Source organism: Mycolicibacterium sp. ND9-15 (genome assembly GCF_035918395.1).
Taxonomy (GTDB): Bacteria; Actinomycetota; Actinomycetes; order Mycobacteriales; family Mycobacteriaceae; genus Mycobacterium.
The window spans coordinates 2,239,285-2,257,380 of sequence record NZ_CP142362.1; the positions used below are offsets into that span (position 1 = coordinate 2,239,285).

General features: G+C 66.9%; 15 protein-coding genes. 4 read left to right on the forward strand and 11 right to left on the reverse strand.

Going from position 1 to position 18,096, the window contains the following annotated elements:
• Positions 1-106: 106 nt before the first annotated feature.
• The 3 genes from QGN32_RS10920 to QGN32_RS10930 all read right to left on the reverse strand — a co-directional run bounded on the left by QGN32_RS10920 (position 107) and on the right by QGN32_RS10930 (position 5,042).
• Positions 107-2,905: an ATP-binding protein gene (locus tag QGN32_RS10920; protein WP_326548577.1), complete on the reverse strand. Its 2,799-nt coding sequence runs from the start codon at positions 2,903-2,905 to the stop codon at positions 107-109.
• A 107-nt stretch (positions 2,906-3,012) separates the two neighbouring features.
• Entirely contained in the window at positions 3,013-3,768 is a 756-nt protein-coding gene (locus QGN32_RS10925) for an SDR family oxidoreductase (RefSeq protein ID WP_326548578.1), read from the reverse strand.
• Positions 3,769-3,926: 158 nt separating this feature from the next.
• Positions 3,927-5,042, reverse strand: coding sequence for an alpha/beta hydrolase fold domain-containing protein (locus QGN32_RS10930; protein WP_326548579.1), 1,116 nt, complete (start codon positions 5,040-5,042; stop codon positions 3,927-3,929).
• Between the two features lie 209 nt (positions 5,043-5,251).
• On the opposite strand from QGN32_RS10930, the gene QGN32_RS10935 reads away from it, so the two are divergent.
• Entirely contained in the window at positions 5,252-6,229 is a 978-nt protein-coding gene (locus tag QGN32_RS10935; RefSeq protein ID WP_326548580.1) for an aldo/keto reductase, read from the forward strand.
• Here the strand turns inward: QGN32_RS10935 and QGN32_RS10940 are convergent.
• From QGN32_RS10940 to QGN32_RS10960, 5 genes are all read right to left on the reverse strand, one after another.
• Positions 6,226-8,031: a fatty acyl-AMP ligase gene (locus QGN32_RS10940; RefSeq protein WP_326548581.1), complete on the reverse strand. Its 1,806-nt coding sequence runs from the start codon at positions 8,029-8,031 to the stop codon at positions 6,226-6,228. The genes QGN32_RS10935 and QGN32_RS10940 overlap by 4 nt on opposite strands.
• Before the next feature lie 28 nt (positions 8,032-8,059).
• A complete protein-coding gene (locus tag QGN32_RS10945) occupies positions 8,060-8,188 on the reverse strand; it encodes a hypothetical protein (RefSeq protein ID WP_326548582.1) in 129 nt (42 codons plus the stop codon).
• 330 nt (positions 8,189-8,518) lie between these two features.
• Positions 8,519-9,610, reverse strand: coding sequence for an acyl-CoA dehydrogenase family protein (locus tag QGN32_RS10950; protein ID WP_326548583.1), 1,092 nt, complete (start codon positions 9,608-9,610; stop codon positions 8,519-8,521).
• A gap of 7 nt (positions 9,611-9,617) precedes the next feature.
• Positions 9,618-10,790, reverse strand: a complete 1,173-nt coding sequence (locus tag QGN32_RS10955) for an acyl-CoA dehydrogenase family protein (RefSeq protein WP_326548584.1) — start codon at positions 10,788-10,790, stop codon at positions 9,618-9,620.
• A gap of 123 nt (positions 10,791-10,913) precedes the next feature.
• A complete protein-coding gene (locus QGN32_RS10960; RefSeq protein ID WP_326548585.1) occupies positions 10,914-11,633 on the reverse strand; it encodes an NUDIX hydrolase in 720 nt (239 codons plus the stop codon).
• 91 nt (positions 11,634-11,724) lie between these two features.
• Between QGN32_RS10960 and QGN32_RS10965 the strand changes: the two genes are divergently transcribed.
• From QGN32_RS10965 to QGN32_RS10975, 3 genes are read left to right on the forward strand one after another with little or no spacing between them, the layout of a single operon-like run.
• The gene (locus QGN32_RS10965; RefSeq protein ID WP_326548586.1) at positions 11,725-11,970 is read left to right on the forward strand and encodes a BatC protein; all 246 of its coding nucleotides are present in this window, start codon (positions 11,725-11,727) and stop codon (positions 11,968-11,970) included.
• 10 nt (positions 11,971-11,980) lie between these two features.
• The gene (locus QGN32_RS10970) at positions 11,981-13,204 is read left to right on the forward strand and encodes a cupin domain-containing protein (protein WP_326548587.1); all 1,224 of its coding nucleotides are present in this window, start codon (positions 11,981-11,983) and stop codon (positions 13,202-13,204) included.
• On the forward strand, positions 13,201-14,094 hold the full coding sequence (locus tag QGN32_RS10975) for a ferredoxin family protein (RefSeq protein ID WP_326548588.1): 894 nt from the start codon (positions 13,201-13,203) through the stop codon (positions 14,092-14,094). Before QGN32_RS10970 ends, QGN32_RS10975 begins: the two co-directional genes overlap by 4 nt.
• Here the strand turns inward: QGN32_RS10975 and QGN32_RS10980 are convergent.
• Genes QGN32_RS10980 through QGN32_RS10990 form a run of 3 tightly spaced genes read right to left on the reverse strand, consistent with a single transcriptional unit; the run spans position 14,091 to position 18,035 of the window.
• Positions 14,091-14,708, reverse strand: coding sequence for a TetR/AcrR family transcriptional regulator (locus QGN32_RS10980; protein ID WP_326548589.1), 618 nt, complete (start codon positions 14,706-14,708; stop codon positions 14,091-14,093). The two genes, QGN32_RS10975 and QGN32_RS10980, sit on opposite strands and share 4 nt — an antisense overlap.
• Positions 14,709-14,724: 16 nt before the next feature.
• The gene (locus QGN32_RS10985) at positions 14,725-17,610 is read right to left on the reverse strand and encodes an MMPL/RND family transporter (protein ID WP_326548590.1); all 2,886 of its coding nucleotides are present in this window, start codon (positions 17,608-17,610) and stop codon (positions 14,725-14,727) included.
• A complete protein-coding gene (locus QGN32_RS10990; protein ID WP_326548591.1) occupies positions 17,607-18,035 on the reverse strand; it encodes an MmpS family transport accessory protein in 429 nt (142 codons plus the stop codon). The genes QGN32_RS10985 and QGN32_RS10990 overlap by 4 nt, the downstream gene beginning before the upstream one ends.
• Positions 18,036-18,096: the final 61 nt, after the last annotated feature.

Consider the following 18,096-nt stretch of genomic DNA (forward strand, 5'->3'; position numbering starts at 1 on the left):
CCTGATCGCAGCCTCGTTGGCTGCTACCTAGAGCCTCCCGATAAACGAACACCCTCGAACCCTGGAAAGCCCGTAGTCTGTCAGGGTTTACGAAGCCTGCGCAGAATCAGCCTGCCCACGTAAGGGTGCGAAGCTGCCGTCGCGAGGTGATCCCGAGCTTGACGAACACCTTGCGTAGATGCCACTCGACGGTGTGGGTGCTGATGAACAGTTGGGCGCCGATCTCCTGATTCGTCAGACCCTCGGCGGCGAGACCGGCGATCTGCGCTTCCTGAGCCGTCAACTCCCCGCCGCCCGCGCTCGACTGCTGTCGGCGCACCTTCTCTCCGGTGGCCACCAATTCGCGGCGCGCGCGTTCAGCGAAGGCCTGTGCGCCGATCCGGCTGAAAGTCTCGTGCGCTTCCGTGAGTTCACGTCGTGCGTCCACGCGCCGGTTGCCGCGTCGCAGCCATTCGCCGTACAGGAGTCGAGTCCGCGCCAGGTGCACGACGATCTGGGCGCGGCGCAGCCGTTGGATGGCTTCGGTGAAGAGGCGGTCCGCCTCGTCGCCGTCGGCCAGCATCGCCTGCGCATTGGCCAGTGCGCCCAGACCCCAATCGGTGCCGCTGGTACCCGCCCGCTCCGCGAGCCGGTCGACAGCGCGCCTGGCCGTATCATCGGCCCCGGTGCGTGTCGCCGCCTCGACGAGCTCGAACAGGCACCACCCGTGAATTCCGAAGTCGTCGTAGTCACATGCGGCTCGGGCAGCAGCGAACGCTTCCTCGTAGCGGCCGAGGCCGTTGTACAACACCGCGGTGGCGTAGCCCGTCAGCCCGAGCAGCCGCCCCTCGCCCCTGGCCGCCCCGTCCGCCGCGGCGCCTTCGAGCAGCCGGCCCGCCTCCGCGGCGTCGCCCCGCCATGCCGCCAGCAGCACCGAGTGGTACCGCACCGGAGAGTTCTGATCGGTGGCCGCGCTGATCGACGCGGCCTCTTCGAGAAGTTGTTCGGCCGTCGCGAATTCGCCTGTGATGGTGTGTACGCCTGCGCGGTAGATGAGTGCTCGCGGCAGGCCGGCGAGTGCCCCGGTGGAGCGGGCCCAGCGCACCGTGGCGGTCGACAGTTTGAACAGGATCCGCTCGTCCCACAGTTCGTGAGCCGACGATTCCTGCAGGATCGCAAATCCCGGCACCTTCAGCCAACGTCCGACTACGCCGTCATCGGAGTCCGCCCGTTCACACATCGCTTCGAGCGCCGCCCGCAACGCTGCACAACCGTGCCCGACCCCGCCTGTGATCCGTTCCGCTATTCCCTTGAGCAGATGGTCGATCGGGCGCGGCAGGTCCGAGACATCCTCCAATGCGGTTCGTGCATCCTCGGCGGCTTTCATGAGCGCATGACGATCCCCGAGGCGTCCTGCGTACATAAGTGCCGCGATCGCCTCGAGATAGCTCTCCCTCGACGAATATCCGTCGATGCCGTGCAGGCGGCGGGCGACATCCAGAAGCGGCGGCGCGGTCGCCGACAGTCGCGGCGCACCGGTTTCACCCGCCCTGCTGCGGACGAAGTCCATCTGCGCACGCAACCGCGCCACGAGAGCCTGCTGGACGTCCGACAGCGGGCCGAGTTCGGCTATTGCGAGCAACTCGTGCGCCGCCTCCGGTGCCGCGGCGTCACGTTTGGCGTGAGCAGCCGCCACCGCCCTGGCTCCGCGCAGCGCCGGATCAGACGTCAGCGCTGTGGCCCGTTCCAAAAACGTTGCCGCTGCCGCTATCCCGCCCCTCTTTTGCGCCCGCGCCGCCGAATCCTCCAACGCGGTGGCAATGGCCTCGTCGGGTCCGCTCGCCGCGTTGGCGGCGTGCCACGCCCGTCGGTCGGGATCGACCTCCGGATCGGTCGCAGCCGCCAGAGCCCGGTGGACGGCACGGCGGTCGCCCAGGTCGGCGGCGCGGTAAGCGGCCGAGCGGATCAGCGGATGGTGGAACCGCATCCGCGGACCGAACTCGATCAATCCGTCGGCTTCGGCGGGCGCGAGATCGCCGACCGCGATGCCCAATTGCGCTGCGGCGCGTAGGAACAGCGCGGCGTCGCCGATCGGTTCCGCGGCGGCGAGGAGCAGCAGCTGCCGGGTCGGACGCGGCAGCGACTGGATCCGGCCGACGAAGCCCTGTTCGACCGCCGCCGTCGAGGAGCGCTTACCCGAGATCCAGAACCCGCCCGACAGCTCGGTGGCCGACACGCTGCGCGGCACCTCGACGATGGCCAGCGGGATGCCGCGGGTCTCGGCGACGATGCGGTCGCGTACCCGCGGATCGATGGCGCCGAACATGACCGATTCCAACAGCTCTCGGGCGTCGGTGTCGGACAGGCCCCCGATCGGCAACTCGGGCAGGCCGGCCAGCAGTTCGGGTTGGTCCCGGACGGCGAAGACGAGCGCGACGGGTTCGGCGAGCAATCGCCGCGCGATGAAGCCGAGCGTTTGCACCGACACCTGGTCGAGCCACTGCGCGTCGTCGACGATGCAGAGCACGGGTTGTTCGTCGGCCGCCGCGGCCAGCACGCTCAATACCGCGAGGCCGACCAGAAAGCGGTCCGGCGTCTCGCCGATGCCGCGCCCGAAGGCGACGTCGAGGGCGTCGCGCTGGGGGCCGGGGATGGCATCGAGGTGAGCCATCAGAGGCGCACAGAGTTGCTGCAGGCCGGCGTAGGCGAGTTCCATGTCGGACTCGACCCCGGCGACGTGCACGATGTTGAATCCGGAAGCCGCCTCGCAGACGTAGTCGAGCAGGGCGGTCTTGCCGACGCCTGCCTCGCCACGCAGGATCAGCATCTGGCTACTGCCGGATCGCACGGCCGAGACCAGGTTTCGCAGCGTCTCGCACTCGTGGGCACGGCCGCGGAGGCCTTGCGTTCCACCCTGACCTGACATTGACACCACCGCACGTGTTGGGTGGACCTCGACGGTCGCCGTCGACGAATGACCCCGGTCCGATCTTGAATCGTAGCGACCGATGCGGTGGTGGGTCTATGGTCCGGTCAGGCCCTGGCGGCCGCGTCGAGGATCCAGTCCTCGAACCGGGTATCGAAAAGGGTGGCCTCCGCACCGGGCACAAGCGTGCGCTCCCCGAGGTCGATGCCCCAGTACTTCGCGACGGGATCGGCAACGACCTGGCGGCTGTCGCCGCGGGTGGCCAGCGCACCGCGGATCAGGTCGGGCAGCAGGAACTCCACCGGTCCACCGATCTCGACGATGCGGTTCGCCGGCTCGTTCACCGCGGCGATGGCGAGCCCTTCCGCGACGTCTGCCGCGGCCATCGGCCGGAAGTACGCCGGCGGCATCCGCACCGTGTCACCTTCGGTGGCCGAGTCGGCCAGTGTCTGGAGGAACTCGAAGAACTGTGTCGCGTGCACGATCGTGTACGGGATCGGCCCGTCGCTGATCAGCCGTTCCTGGTCGAGCTTGGCCTGGAAGTAACCGCTCTGCGGGGCCAGCTCATCGGTGCCGACGACCGACAGCGCGACGTGGTGGCCGACGCCGGCGTCCTTCTCCGCCATGAGCAGATTCGTGGTGGCCGTACGGAAGAACTCCTTGGCCGAGTCGTCGAGTCGCGGCGAGTTCGACACGTCGACGACTACCGCGGCGCCGCCGATGACCTCCCGCAGACCTTCGCCGGTGAAGGTGTTGACGCCGGTCGAGGGGGCGGCCGCGACCGCTTCGTGCCCGCGTTCGTCCAGGATCTGCACCAACTTCGAACCGATGAGGCCGGTTCCGCCGATGACGACGATCTTCATGATGAGCCTTCCGTTGTTCGACAGCTTCCTGCCCTTAGAACGGATGGCGGCCGGCGAAGTCATCCCGCCGGCCAAAAATTCCGCGAGCGTCCGGGTCTGCACAGCGACACGCCGCACGCGGGCGACGTTCTGCGGTCGCTCGCGGCGGGTGAGAGACGTCAGACAGCGGCGGCCGTTTCACCCTGGAGCTGGCGGCCACGGACGTCGGCGAGGAACGTGCTCACCTCGACGGCGAGCCGCCGCGCATGCGACGAGTCCACGAGGTCGAACCCGTGACCGGCGCGCGGTATCTCGCTGTAGCTGACCGGGTTTCGTGACACCGCGCGCAGTGCCTCGCCGAAGTCCCGCGCCTCGCCGACCGGGATGATCGTGTCCTGCTCACCGTGGATGAGGAGAGTCGGTGGTGCGTCGGCGTGGATGCGCGCCAACGGCGACGCCGCGGTGAAGATGTCGGGATGACGAGATTGGTTGCGCCCGACGACGACTCGCTCCAGGAAGTTCTGGAAGTTCTTGCGCGTGGGGGTCGAACGGTCCTGCCAGTCGTAGCGTCCGTAGATGCCGACGACGGCGTCGAGCGAGGTGTCGGCGTCTTCGGTCAGTTCACCGCGGAACGTCGGGTCCCCGGGAGTCAGGGCGGCGAGCGTAGCCAGGTGCCCGCCCGCCGAGCAGCCCGCGGCCGCGATGAAGCTCCGGTCGCCGCCGAACTTGTCGACGTTGGCCCGGGCCCATGCGATCGCGGCGTTGACGTCGGCGATATGGCGGGGCCAGCGGTGCACCGGCGACACGCGGTAGGCCATCGTCAGACACACCCAGCCCTGCTTGACCAGGTGGTGCAGCATCGTGTGGCCCTGCATGACGCGCGAGCCCCGCACCCAGGCGCCGCCGGGCACGAACAGCAGCACCGGCGCATCCGGCGACAGATCGGGTCGCCGCCACACGTCGAGCAGCTGGGTGGGGTGGTCCCCGTACCGCACGGAGCTGCGATACAGGCAACGCTGCCGCTGCGCACGGAACCGCAGGTACGGCGGTGTCTGGCGACCGCGCTGCGGCGAGACGGTCTGATCGGCGACATCGGCTGGCGCGGCGGCCGCAGGGTCGGCGCCCAACCGGCGCGTGACCATGCCCCGCAGCGCTGCCGGCGCATAATGGTGGCCGTACATCGCCATCGCGGTCAGGCCGGCGAACGGTTCGAGGTGCTTGCCGACCACCGGAAGCGACGAGTACAGCCTCGTCGACGCCATGACCACATCGAACGGATGTAGGGACATTGTCATCCAGCCATCGCGAGGTCGGTGTCGCAGACGTGACCGCAGGACTCGCACACGGCTTCTTCCAGGCTGAAATGCCCGCAGGTGGGGCAGATGAACTCGAGCATGCGTTACGCCTTTCAAGCTGGTGTCCACGCCGACTGTCTTCAGCTCGCCTCACATACCCCGGCATCTGGGGTGCAAAACCAGTCCGATAGGTCAGTACCGTGACCCTCATGAAGTATTTAGACGTCGACGGAGTCGGCCGAGTCAGCCGTATCGGGCTGGGGACCTGGCAGTTCGGCTCCCGGGAATGGGGTTACGGCGACAGTTACGCCGCCGGTCCGGCCCGTGAGATCGTCCAGCGGTCGCTGGCCCTGGGGGTCACGCTGTTCGATACCGCCGAGATTTACGGGTTCGGCAAGAGCGAGCGGATCCTCGGGGAGGCGCTCGGCGACGCGCGCGCCGATGTGGCGGTGGCCAGCAAGGTGTTCCCGGTCGCCCCGTTCCCGGCGGTGGTGAAGCAGCGCGCGCAGGCCAGTGCGCAGCGGTTGGGGCTGCAGAAGATCCCGCTGTATCAGATCCACCAGCCGAACCCGGTGGTACCCGATTCGGTGATCATGCCGGGAATGCGCGACCTGATCGACGACGGGGTGATCGGGGCTGCGGGTGTGTCCAACTATTCGCTGGCCCGGTGGCAGCGGGCCGACGCCGCGCTGGGACGTCCGGTGATCAGCAACCAGGTTCACTTCTCGCTGGCCCATCCGCAGGCGCTCGAACGTCTGGTGCCGTTCGCGGAGCGCGAGAACCGCATCGTGATCGCCTACAGCCCGCTGGCTCAGGGGTTGCTCGGCGGGAAGTACGGTCCGGACCACCGGCCCAGCGGCGGCGCCCGTGCGATGAACCCACTGTTCGGCACCGAGAACCTGCGCCGCGCCGAACCGCTGCTGCAGACCCTGCGTGATGTCGCCGCGGAGGTCGGCGCGAGGCCCGCGCAGGTGGCGCTGGCATGGCTCATCAGCCTGCCCAACGTCGTCGCGATCCCCGGGGCGTCGAGCGTGGAGCAACTCGAGTTCAACGTCGCCGCCGCCGACATCGACCTGAGTGCCGAGGCCCAAGCCGCGCTCACGGCCGCCGCCCGCGCCTTCCGGCCGGTGTCGACCGCTCGCTTCCTGGCCGATACGGTCCGCGAGAAGCTGCGCCATCGAGGCTAGCGGTTCAGCTTCCCGTCCAGGTACTCGGTGCGGCACGCGCCGCGAGCGAGCTTGCCGCTCGTCGTGCGCGGGATGGCGCCGGCAGCGACGAACCGGATGTCGGCAAGCGGGATACCGTGTCGCCGTCGGACAGCGACGCGGATCGCCTCGATCGCCAGCGCCGGATCGTTGCGGGCGGTGCCGGTGGCGCGTTCGGCGACGATCACCACGCCCCGCCCGTCGGAGAACGCGGTGACGTGTCCCGGCCGCACCATCGCCGAGGCGTTTTCGGCGGTGGCCTCGATGTGTTGCGGGTAATGCTGGTCGCCGTCGACGACGATCAGATCGGCAAGTCGGCCGGTGATGAGCAACTCGCCGTTCAGGTAGACCCCGAGATCGCCGGTCCGTAGCCAGTTCGCCTGCTCCGCAACGCCTTCCGCATGGCTGTCCGATGACAGCCGGGACGTGAGTCGGGCGGCGAAGGCGCGGCGCGACTCGTCGGGCCTGCCCCAGTAGCCCCTGCCGATGTTGTCGCCGTGCAGCCAGATCTCGCCGACCCGCCCGTCGGGCAACTCGGCGGCGATGTCGGGGTCGGTGATGACAGCCCACTGGCTGCGCGCCACCTGTCCGCAGGACACGTGCGCCACGGCGTCGGGAGTGCCGGCTTCGACGGCCACGGCACGGCCTTCGGCGAGTTGCCCGCGGTCGAGGTACATCGCGGCGGCGTGGGCGTCGGGTGGGATGGTCGCGACGAACAGCGTCGCCTCGGCGATGCCGTAGGACGGTCGAAAAGCGTTCGGCGGCAGGCCGTATGGCGCGAATGCGGCGTTGAAGGTGTTGATCGCGTCGATGCTTACGGGCTCGGAGCCGATGATGAGCACCGCCTTGCTCAGGTCGAGGTCCTCGTTGGGTGCGGGCAACCCGCGCTGCGCTGTGTACTCGTAGGCGAAGTTGGGTGCCGCCGTCACCACGCGGCCCTCCCGCGACTGGTCCGACAGCGCCCTGATCCACCGCTCCGGACGGCGGATGAACGCCGTCGGCGACATCAACGTCGAATGCCCGCCATACACCGCCGGGAAGCCGATCATCGACAGGCCCATGTCGTGGAAGAGGGGTAACCAACTGAGGCCGTAGACTTTTCGATCGAGCAGGTCGATGGACAGGATCATCTGGATCAGGTTCGTGCCGACCGCACGGTGGGTGATTTCGACCCCGACGGGGGGCCGCGTCGCACCAGAGGTGTACTGAAGATGCGAGATGTCGTCGAGACGCAGTTCCACCGCCTCGAAATCTTCGTCGGCGCCGATCTCGTCCAGAACGACGACGCGCGGTGGCGGTATGCCTTCGAGGCCGGCGAGGAAGCCGTGCACGTTCGCCGCCACGGCAGCCGTGGTCAAGACGACCGAGGGTGCTGAGTCGCGCAGCGCGGTGGCGAGTCGTTGTGCGTGGCCCTGTAATTCGGGTGCGAACAACGGCACCGCGATGGCGCCCGCCTTGATCGCGCCGAAGAATCCGACGACGTAGGCGAGGCCCTGTGGCGCCAGGATGGCCACGCGATCGCCTCGCTTGGCGACCCGCTGCAGCCGCGCCGCGACCGCTTGCAGGCGGGTGCCAAGCTGTGTCCAGGTGAGTTCGGCGGCCCGCGCCTCGGTGCCGCCGGTGAAGTCGAGGTAGCGGTAGGCTGGCGCATCGCCGACGTTGGCGATGTTGCGGTCGATGAGCGAGATCAGATTCACCCCGGCGGGCACCGCGACCCGGCCGTCGACGTCCAGACAATCCTCGATCCGCAGTAGACCGTCGTGCGGCACAGATGCGGAAGACATGCTCGCAGTCTAGGTAGGGGCGCTGCCCCTACCGCTCGAGCGAGGGCACCGTGAGTCCTGCCGGGCCTCGGCCCGGCCCGGTGGTGTCCTTGATCAGCCCCTTCCACAGGTCGACGTGTGCATCAGCGAGCGCGGCGTCGCGCAGGCCGCCCATCATGCCCGCTCCTGATTTGGTGATTTCGGTGCGCTCCTGACCGGTGAGCGATCACTAGCGCACCGAAGTCCCCCGACGAACTAGCTCACCGCGGTGTCGGTTTAGGCCTACTCTTCCGATACCACGAAGCGAGGAGATCGACATGTCGCGAGACGCCGGAGAACGCTATGAGTGCAAAGAATGCGGAGCGGTTCTCGTCTACGAGAAGGAATGCCCCTGCAACAGGCCGGATCAACACCAAGAGGTCTGCTGCGGAAGCCAGATGACCAAGGTCTGAATGTACTTCGGTGCGCTCCTGACCGGTGAGCGATCGGTAGCGCACCGAAATCACTACTAGAGCGACACCGTTCCGTAGTCGCCGACGTGCGGGATCAGTAGACGCAGTTGGTCGTCGGCGGTGCCGAACGTGTTGTCGATCGCCGTCAGTCGCGCGGCGTAATGCCCGACCGGGTACTCGGCGGTCATCCCGATGCCGCCGTGCAGCTGGATGGCCTCCTGCGCGATGTGGCGGCCGGACCGACCGATCTGCAACTTGGCCCGCGCGGCCACTACCGGGTCGAACCTGTCGTCGGCGATCGACATCGCAGCGTAGAAGTTCATGCTCCGCGCGAGCTCCAGCGAGACGTACATGTCCGCGGCGCGTTGCGTCAGCGTCTGAAACTTGCTCAGCGGGACACCGAATTGCTTACGGCTGGTGAGGTATTCGGTGGTGAGCCGCAGGGCCTCCTCCATCGCGCCGACCGCCTCCGCGCAGAGCGCCGACTGAAACCGGATGACGGTGCGGGCGATGTGCCCGGCCGCGTCGCCCCCGTCGCCGAGGAGCTCGGCGGGTGCGGAGTCGAAGTCGAGTTGCGCGCCGCCGCGGCCGTCGAAGGTCCGGTACGCGTGCCGCGACACCGCCCCGCCGTCGACGAGGAACAGCCCCACGCCGCCGGCCGGCAACGCCGCTGTGACGACCACCGTGTCGGCGGTGTCACCGGCCAGCACCGGGTTCTTGCGCCCACTGAGCGTCCAGGCGTCGCCGTCTTGTGTGGCGCGGGTAGCGGATTGGGGCGACGGCACCCGCGTCCCGGGTTCCGCGTGGGCGAACGCGAGCAGCGTCTCACCCGCCGCGACGCCGTCCAGGATCTCCTTCTGCCGGTCGCTGCCCAATTCGGCGATCAGGCCGCCGGGGACCAACGCGGCCTGCGCGACCGGTTCGGGTGCGAGCCGCCTGCCGATCTCGGTCAGCACCACCATCGCCTCGATCTGGCCGGCCTCGGTGGGGTCGAACCCCAGCCCGAGGATGCCGACCTCGGCCAACTGGCTCCACACCTCGCGGCTCCAACCAGACCCATCGCCGGTGCGGGCGCCGTCATGGCGCGACAGCACGTCGCGAGTCACGTCGCGGAGTAGTTGCTGTTCCTCGGTCAGGTCGAAATCCACGGTCGGCTCACAATCCCAGGATGGTCGAAGCGATGATATTGCGCTGAACCTCGTTGGTGCCGCCGTAGATCGACGTCTTGCGGTAGTTCAGGTAACGCGGAGCGGCGTCCTGCGCCCAGGTGGGCACGTCGACATCGGTGGCGTCGAACGGCAACGCATCGGGCCCGGCCACCTCGACGAACAACTCGGTGGCGGCCTGCTGCAATTGGCTCCCACGCAGTTTGAGGATCGACGACGCGGGGTTGGGTTTACCGTCGGCCTCCGCTCCGCTGACCCGCATCTGCGTGAGCTCCAGTGCCAGCAGCCCGGTTTCGATCTCGGCGACCCGCGCGGCGAACAACGGGTCGGCCAACAGCGGTTTGCCGTTGACCTCCAGCCGCGCCGCGTGTTCCTTGACCTCAGATATCCACAGTTTGGTCAGCCCGATGCGGGCAATGCCGGTGCGCTCGTTGCCGAGCAGGAACTTGGCGTAGGTCCAACCCTGGTTCTCCTCGCCGACGAGTTGATCGGCCGGGATTCGGACGTCTTCGAAGAAGACCTCGTTGACCTCGTAGCTGCCGTCGATCAACTCGATCGGGCGAAGCGTGATGCCGGGTGTGGACATCTCGGCGAGAAGGAACGAGATGCCCGCCTGCCGCTTGGGCGCCTCGGGATCGGTGCGCGCGAGCAGGAAGATCCAGTCGGCGTACTGGCCGAGCGTCGTCCAGGTCTTCTGGCCGTTCACGACGTAGCTGTCCCCGTCGCGCACGGCGGTGGTGCGCAGCGACGCGAGGTCCGAGCCGGCCTCCGGTTCGGAGAAGCCCTGGCACCACCAGATGTCGATGTTGGCCGTCGGCGGCAGGAACCGCTCCTTGAGCGCCTGCGAACCGAACTGGGCGATCACCGGGCCGACCATCTTCGTATTGAAGGCCAGTGGTTCGGGCACACCGGCCAGCTGCATCTCGTCGAGCCAGATCTGTCGCTGTAACGGTGACCATCGCTTTCCGCCCCACTCGACCGGCCAGTTCGGCACGGCCAGCCCGTTGGCGTTGAGGATCCGCTGGCTGACGACCATGTCGTCGGGGAAGTTCGAATGACCGGTCTTGCCCCGCTCGCGGATGTCTTCGGGGATCTCGGTGGTGTAGAGCCGGCGCAACTCCTCGCGGAACGTCGCATCTTCGTCACTCAACGCCAACTTCACAGCCGACTCCGTCCCTCGTCGCGGTCGCTCACTGCACATCCGCGGATTACCCACCACGAGCAGACGCAAAAGTGTCCTGAAGCTGAATTGGACAGGGGCTTGCCCCACTCGCGGGAAGAAACTCTACTTCCAGGCGAAGACCGGTTGCTCGAGTTCGTCGACCGGATCGTGCCGGCCCTCCAGGCCCAGCCACCGAAGCTGCAGCAGCACCGCACCGGTCGGCGCGTGGATCAGGTCGTTGCCGAGGGGGACCTGCACGACCGGTCGCGGGCTCTCCGGGATCTCGATGAAGCGCGGCGAGTCGTCGCGCTGCAGTTGGTGCAGCCCAACCCGGTACACCGCGACCACCTCGTCGGGCGCCGGCCGCGGTTCCAGCCGTCCGCCGCCCCAGATCACCACCGGGGTGATGACATATCCCGACCTCGTCGGGTAGTCGTCGAGCAGGCCCAACACGGTCGAGCCCGACAGGCTGACCCCGACCTCCTCGTCGAGCTCACGTAACGCCGCGTCGACCGCCGTCTCACCCGGGTCGAGTCGCCCCCCGGGCAGCGCCCACTGCGCGGCGTGTGACGCCAGTCGGGATGCCCTGCGGCACAGGAAGAAGGCCGCCCCACCCGAGACGTCGACCATGCGGCCGTCGAGGCCGGCTTCCGGCATGCCCCGCCCGTCGTTCCAGGTGTCGACGTCCGCCGGGTCCACCCGGTCCTCACCGACCTCGGAGTCGACGAGCACCACCGCGACCGCCGCATGCCGCTTGGCCGGGTCGGTCACGGCGCGACGCTCGTGCCCCGACAGGTTCGCCCTGATCCGCTCGCGCAGCGACGCGTCGTAGGAGATCGTCACCGCTTGACCATAATGACGCGTTGTTTCGTCGGCACCGTCCGGGGCAACTCCCTGGGCACCATGCGGCATCAGCCCAGCGAAAGGGATCGACATGGCACTCGACGATGACGACATCACCACCTCGGGCGGCGGCGAAGGCACCGCCGACGGCGGCTCGAACCCCGAAGGGCACGACGGCGGCGCCGACGGCACGGCCGGCGGCGAAGGCACCGCCGACGGCGGCTCCAATCCAGAAGGGCACGACGGCGGCGCCGACGGCACAGCTGGTGGCGAAGGCACCGCCGACGGCGGCTCGAACCCCGAAGGGCACGACGGCGGCGCCGACGGGACCGCCTGATAACGCCCCGATGCTGACGCGCTGCGTTGCGGTCGACGCCCGGCGGTTCGCCGACGAGTACTGGGGCCGCAGACCGCTGCTCAGCCGGACCGACGCATTACCCCGCGACTTCAGCGATCTGCTGTCATCCGAGAAGGTCGACGAGCTGATTGCCGAGCGCGGGGTGCGCGCGCCGTTCATCCGGCTGGCCAAGGAGGGCGACGTCCTGGCCAAGGACTGCTACCTCGGGCCGGCCGGCTTTGGCGCCGAGATGCCCGATCAAATCGATTCGGCGAAGCTGCTGAGCCAGTTCGCGTCCGGCGCGACGATCGTGCTGCAGGGGCTGCATCGGCTGTGGCCCCCGCTCATCGACTTCGTCCGGCGGGCGGTCGACGAACTCGGTCATCCGGTGCAGGCCAACGCCTACATCACCCCGCCGACCAATCGGGGCTTCGATCCGCACTACGACGTGCACGACGTGTTCGTCCTGCAGGCGGCGGGCCAGAAGCGCTGGATCGTGCACGAGCCCGTTTTCGAACACCCGTTGCCGTCGCAGCCGTGGACGCAGCACCGCGCGGCGATCGAGAAGCGCGCCGCTGACACACCGGTCATCGACACGGTGCTCTCCGAAGGCGACGCGCTCTATCTCCCGCGCGGCTGGGTGCATTCGGCGCAGGCACTCGAGATGACCTCGATCCATCTGACCATCGGGGTGGCGCCGGTGACCGGTGTCGACGTGGCCCGCGCCGTCGTCGACCAGCTGGCGGCCCACGCGTCCTACCGTGCGTCGCTGCCCATGGGTGCCGCAGACACGGATGAGACGATGGCGACCGTGACCAAGGTCCTGGCAGAGCTGGTCGAGTCGTTGCGCGATGACGCGGCGACACTGAGCGCAGGTACTGCCGCGCAGTTGTCGCGACGGCACGTCGACCGCACGCGGCCGGTCGCCGTGCGCCCGTTGGCGTCGCTGGCGGCGGCCGATCGCGCCGCCGACGCGCTCGTGCAATGGCGCCACGGGCTGATCGGGACCGTCGACCAGTCGGACGACCAGATCGTGCTTCGCCTGCCGGACCGGACCATCACCTTCCCCCGAGCGTGCGGCGACGCGATCCAGGCCATGCACCTGGGGAAGGCCGTGGATGCGCGGAGCACGCCGGGGCTGGATCACGCCGACGCCACGGTGCTGATCCGGCGGCTGCTGCGGGAGGGCGTCCTCGTTCCCGTGAGCACCGTCGATCCCTCCGGCGCCGAATGACCGTCGCGAAACGAATCCCGTGCAGTGACCAATCACTGGCCCGCGACGATCCGATGTACGGCACCGCATCGGCCGGGTCGTCGTGGGTGTTGCTCGAGCTGAGCGGCGCATGGGGGTCGTCGGCGTTCCTGCAGTCGCCGAACTGCATCGACCCGCAGCTCGGACGCGCGGTGGTCCGCCGCATCGAGAAGGCGGGGATGCGGATCGCGGCCATCCGGCGGCACGGTCGACGGCCCGAAACCCCCAGGTGGCGTTGGTTTGTGGCGCACTGCGGTGTGGGCAGCGAGGCACTGCACCACGGTGAGGTCGACGGGCCCGAGGACTTCCTCGAGCTCGCGCTGGACGGCAGCGACGGGCAGTTGTCCGCAGATCCGCTGATCGCGATCTGCGCGCACGGTAAACACGATCAGTGCTGCGCGGTCCGGGGCCGCAGCGCATGTCGCGCGATCGCGACCGCTTATCCCGACTTCACTTGGGAATGTTCGCATCTCGGCGGTGACCGGTTCGCCGCGACGATGCTCATCCTGCCCGAAGGGCTCTGCTACGGACGGGTCGACTCGACGGACTCCGCGGCCCTGGTGCACCGGTACTTCGAGGGCCGGTTGGACAACCGGTTCCTGCGCGGCCGTACGTCGCTGCCGCATGCCGTGCAGGCCGCGCAGTACTTCGCACGCGAACGCTACAGCGATGACCGCATCGACGCGCTGCATCCGATCTCCGTCGAGCGTGGGGACCATCGAATCCGTGTCCTGCTCGACGGTGAGGCAGGTCGGATCGAGGTGATCCTGGCCGAGGAGTTGTCCGAACCCCTTCTGTCGCAATGCCAGGCACAGGTCACCGGCCAGGTCCGTGTCTTCACGCTGGCGTCGCTGGGTCCCGCCGAGACCTAACCTTGATCCGGGTTGCGAGTCGCGGGCAACACCAGGGTTTCGATCACCTCGCGGACGAATTTCGCATCGACGCGCTGGCCGTTGACGACCCGCATGAGGCTCATCGCGGTCGTCACGTCGGCCACCAGCGACCAGTCGCGGTCGGCGGAGATCTCGCCACGGTCGGCGGCGCGCCGCAGTATCCCCGAGATCATGCGCCGTCCGCGCAGCAGCATCAGATCGTCGAGCGCAGAGGCCAATTCGCGATCGTGCACGGCTTCGAGCGCGACCTTGAGGATCAGGTCGTAGGAGACGATCGCGTCCTCGTTGCGTTTCGCGAGTTCGATGAGCGCTTCGAGATCGCCGGTGAGGCTGCCGGTGTCCGGGGTGTCGTCGGTGAGCAGATCGGGCCGCCAGTACACCAGCGCGTCGGTCATCAGCGCGGCCTTCGACGACCAGCGGCGGTAGATCGCCGCTTTGCCCACCCCCGCGCGCGCGGCGATGTCGTTCATGTTCGTCGCGTCGTAGCCGTGTTCCTTGAGAGCTGCCAGCGCCGCGTCGAGGATCGCGGGATCTCTCGACCGGTCCAGGCGCCCCTCGGTGCGCCGGCGCAGCTTCGGTTTAGTCTCTGCCATCACCGCGAACCCTGACTCACGACCCCGCGGGTTGCGGGATCGGTGCGGTGTCCCCTGGGCCCTCCGCACGCTTTGGCTCGGGTCCGCTGCGGCCACGTCTGGTGATCTCAAAGGTGTTGAGCGGCCACCAGAACCAGCGGCCCAGCGCGGCGGCGATCGAGGGCGTCATGAAAGCCCGCACCATCAGCGTGTCGATGATCAGGCCGATACCGATGGTCATGCCGAGCTGGCCGACCACGCGCAGGTCACTGACCAGCATCGCCATCATGGTGAAGGCGAACACCAAACCCGCCGCGGTGACGACGCGTCCGGTGGCTCCGACGCCTCGAATGATGCCTGTTTTGAGCCCGGCGTGTATCTCTTCTTTGAGGCGTGAGACCAGTAGAAGGTTGTAGTCCGAACCCACGGCCAGCAGGATCACCATCGACAACGGCAGCACGATCCACTGCACGCCCAGGCCCAGGATGTCCTGCCAGAGCAGGACCGACAAACCACATGCGATACCCAACGATGCGGCTACGGTGCCGACGATCACCAGGGCGGCCACCACGCTGCGGGTGATCACCAGCATGATCGAAAAGATCAGGATCAGTGACGCGGTGAGCGCAAGCATCAGGTCGACTCCGACGCCGTCCTGCATGTCGGAGTACAGCGATGCGGTACCCGCGAGCGAGACCTTCGCGTTCCCCAGCGGAGTGCCTTTGACAGCGTCTGCGACAACCTCTTTGAGATCGCGGACATGCTCGATGCCCTCCACCGAAGCTGGGTCGCCCTGGTGGGTGATGATCATCCGGACCGCCTTGTGATCCGGCGATAGGAACATGTCGATTCCGCGCTGGAAGTCGGGGTTGTCGAATACATCCGGTGGCAGGTAGAAGAAATCATCGTTTTTGGCCTGATCGAAGTACAGGCCGATCTCCGTAGCACCTTTGGCCAGTTCCTGTTGCTGTGCCTGAGTACCAGACATGGTGCTGTAGGTCGCCAACATGAAATCGCGCATCTTCGTCATCGACTCGATGGTGTTCTGCAGTACCGGCAACATCTGCGGCAGCAGTTGGTCTAAACGGTCAAGATCGACGGTGAGACCTTGTATCTGGTGGGCGAGCGTGTCGATGCCGTCCAGCGAGTCGAAGATCGACCGCAGCGACCAGCAGATCGGGATGTTGAAGCAATGTGGCTCCCAATAGAAGTAGTTGCGCAACGGGCGGAAGAAGTCATCGAAATCGGCGATGCTGTCGCGCAAGTCACTAGTGGTGTCTGCCATCTCGTGGGTCCTGCCAACCATGCTGTGCGTGGTCTCGGTCATCTCCTTGGTAATGGTGTACATGCGTTCCATGTTGGCGACGGTCTTGCTCATCTCGTCGGCCTGTTCAAGCATCTGCGCGGAGTTGTCGTTGTTGAACTTCGCCGCCTGAAGGGTGCCGGCGTTCTGCGCGCCCAGCAGAAAGGGGATGTTGCTGTGCTCGATCGGTGAGCCCAGAGGACGGGTAATGGTCTGCACCCGGTCGATGCCCCGCATGTGAAATACCTCTTTGGCGACCCGTTCGATCACGAGCATGTCTGCAGGGGTGCGCAGATCATGATCGGCCTCGAGCATCAACAGTTCGGGGTTCATCCGGGCCTGGGAGAAATGGCGGTCCGCGACGGCCATGGCTCGGTTGGCGGGCATTTCTTCGGGAGTGAACTTCTGGTCGTTGTACTGCGGCACATACGTCATCAGGCTGACGAAGCCGACGGCGGCGACCATGCTCGTCACCAGGATGATCGGAATGGGCCAGCGAACGGTGATGGTGCCGACCTTGCGCCAGTTCCGCGTCGACAGTTCCCGCTTGGCGTCGAGGAGTCCGAACTTCGACGCCACGGTGAGCACCGCCGGCGCCAGTGTCAAAGCCACGGCGATGACCACGAGAATCGCGATCGCACAGGGTAATCCCATGGTCTGGAAGTACGGCAGCCTGGCCATCGTCAGGCACAGCAAGGCGCCGACGATGGTTAACCCAGATCCCAGGATGACGTGCGAGGTGCCACTGTAGGAAACGTAGAACGCCTCTTCCCGATCGAGGCCTTTCGCCCTCTCCTCCTGATATCGGCCCCATAAAAAGATCACATAATCCGTTACGGCGGCCAAGGACAGCATCGTCACCATGCTCACCGCGTACGGGGTCAGACCGATGATGTCCAAATTGCCGAAGGCGGCCGTAACACCCATTGCGGCAAAGAGTCCCAGCCCGATGACGACCATGGACACGAGCATCGTCACGACCGAGCGGTAGATTATGAGCAGCATCGTGATGATGATCGCGACAGACACTATCTCCATCGTCCTCATGCTCTGATGCCCAGCCACGCTGGTGTCGGCATTGAGAACCGTGTTGCCGGCGACATGGGCCGTGATACCCGGCGGCGGGGGAACCGAAGCAACGATGTCGCGTACGGCGGCCACCGATTCGTGGCTCGCGGTGGTGCCCTGCGAGCCGTTGAGGAAGATCTGCACGTAGGCGGACTTGCCGTCCACACTCTGCGAGCCCGCCGCAGTCAGCGGATCACTCCAGAAGTCCTGAACGTTCTGCACATGCTGATCGGCCTCGAGTTTGGCGACGATCTCGTCGTAGAACTTGTGCGCGGCATCGCCGAGTTCGTCCTCGCCCTCCAGCACGACCATCGCGGTGGAGTCCGAATCGTACTGCTCAAACACCTTGCCGATATTCAGCATCGCCTTGTATGACGGCGCGTTCGTCGGGCTCAGCGGCACCGACCTGGTCGCCGCGACTTCGCCCAGTGACGGGACCAACGTGCCCAGACCGATCACGACGAGCACCCAGAACAAAAGGATCGGCACCGAAAAGACCCGAACCATCCGACCGAGGAGTGGCCGGTGAGATTTCGTGTGCGCCTCGCTCATACGGATTTCACCAAGCAGTAGATGAACGGCTTGACTGCATCGGTACTCGCCCTCTCGTCGCGCACCTCTCCGTCGACGGTCACCCGACACCCGAGATCACTGACGTCGCGGTCGCCTTGCGCCATGATGTTCGCCGACATCGACGTCAGCGTCGTCACAATGGTGAATGACCATGGCAGCGGGGCGTTTTCGATGAGGTTCGGTTGACCATGTTCGTCGAGGTAGTTGACGTTCACGGTGCCCCCGGACCCGATCACCTCGTACGTGATGTACTTCGGGTTGAAGTTTGAGGTGAAACCGGACCCTTCTGCCGTTGGCGGAGATGTGACTCCCAATTCGCGGATACGAACGATGACATACGCGCCCACGGCCACGACCACCACAAGCAGTAGCGGGATCCAGAACCGTTTCAATACTCGGTACACCGTGCGCATCCCTTCCATCCAGGCCAACCACGTAGAGACGTGCGCGTGTCTTTGACCGGTC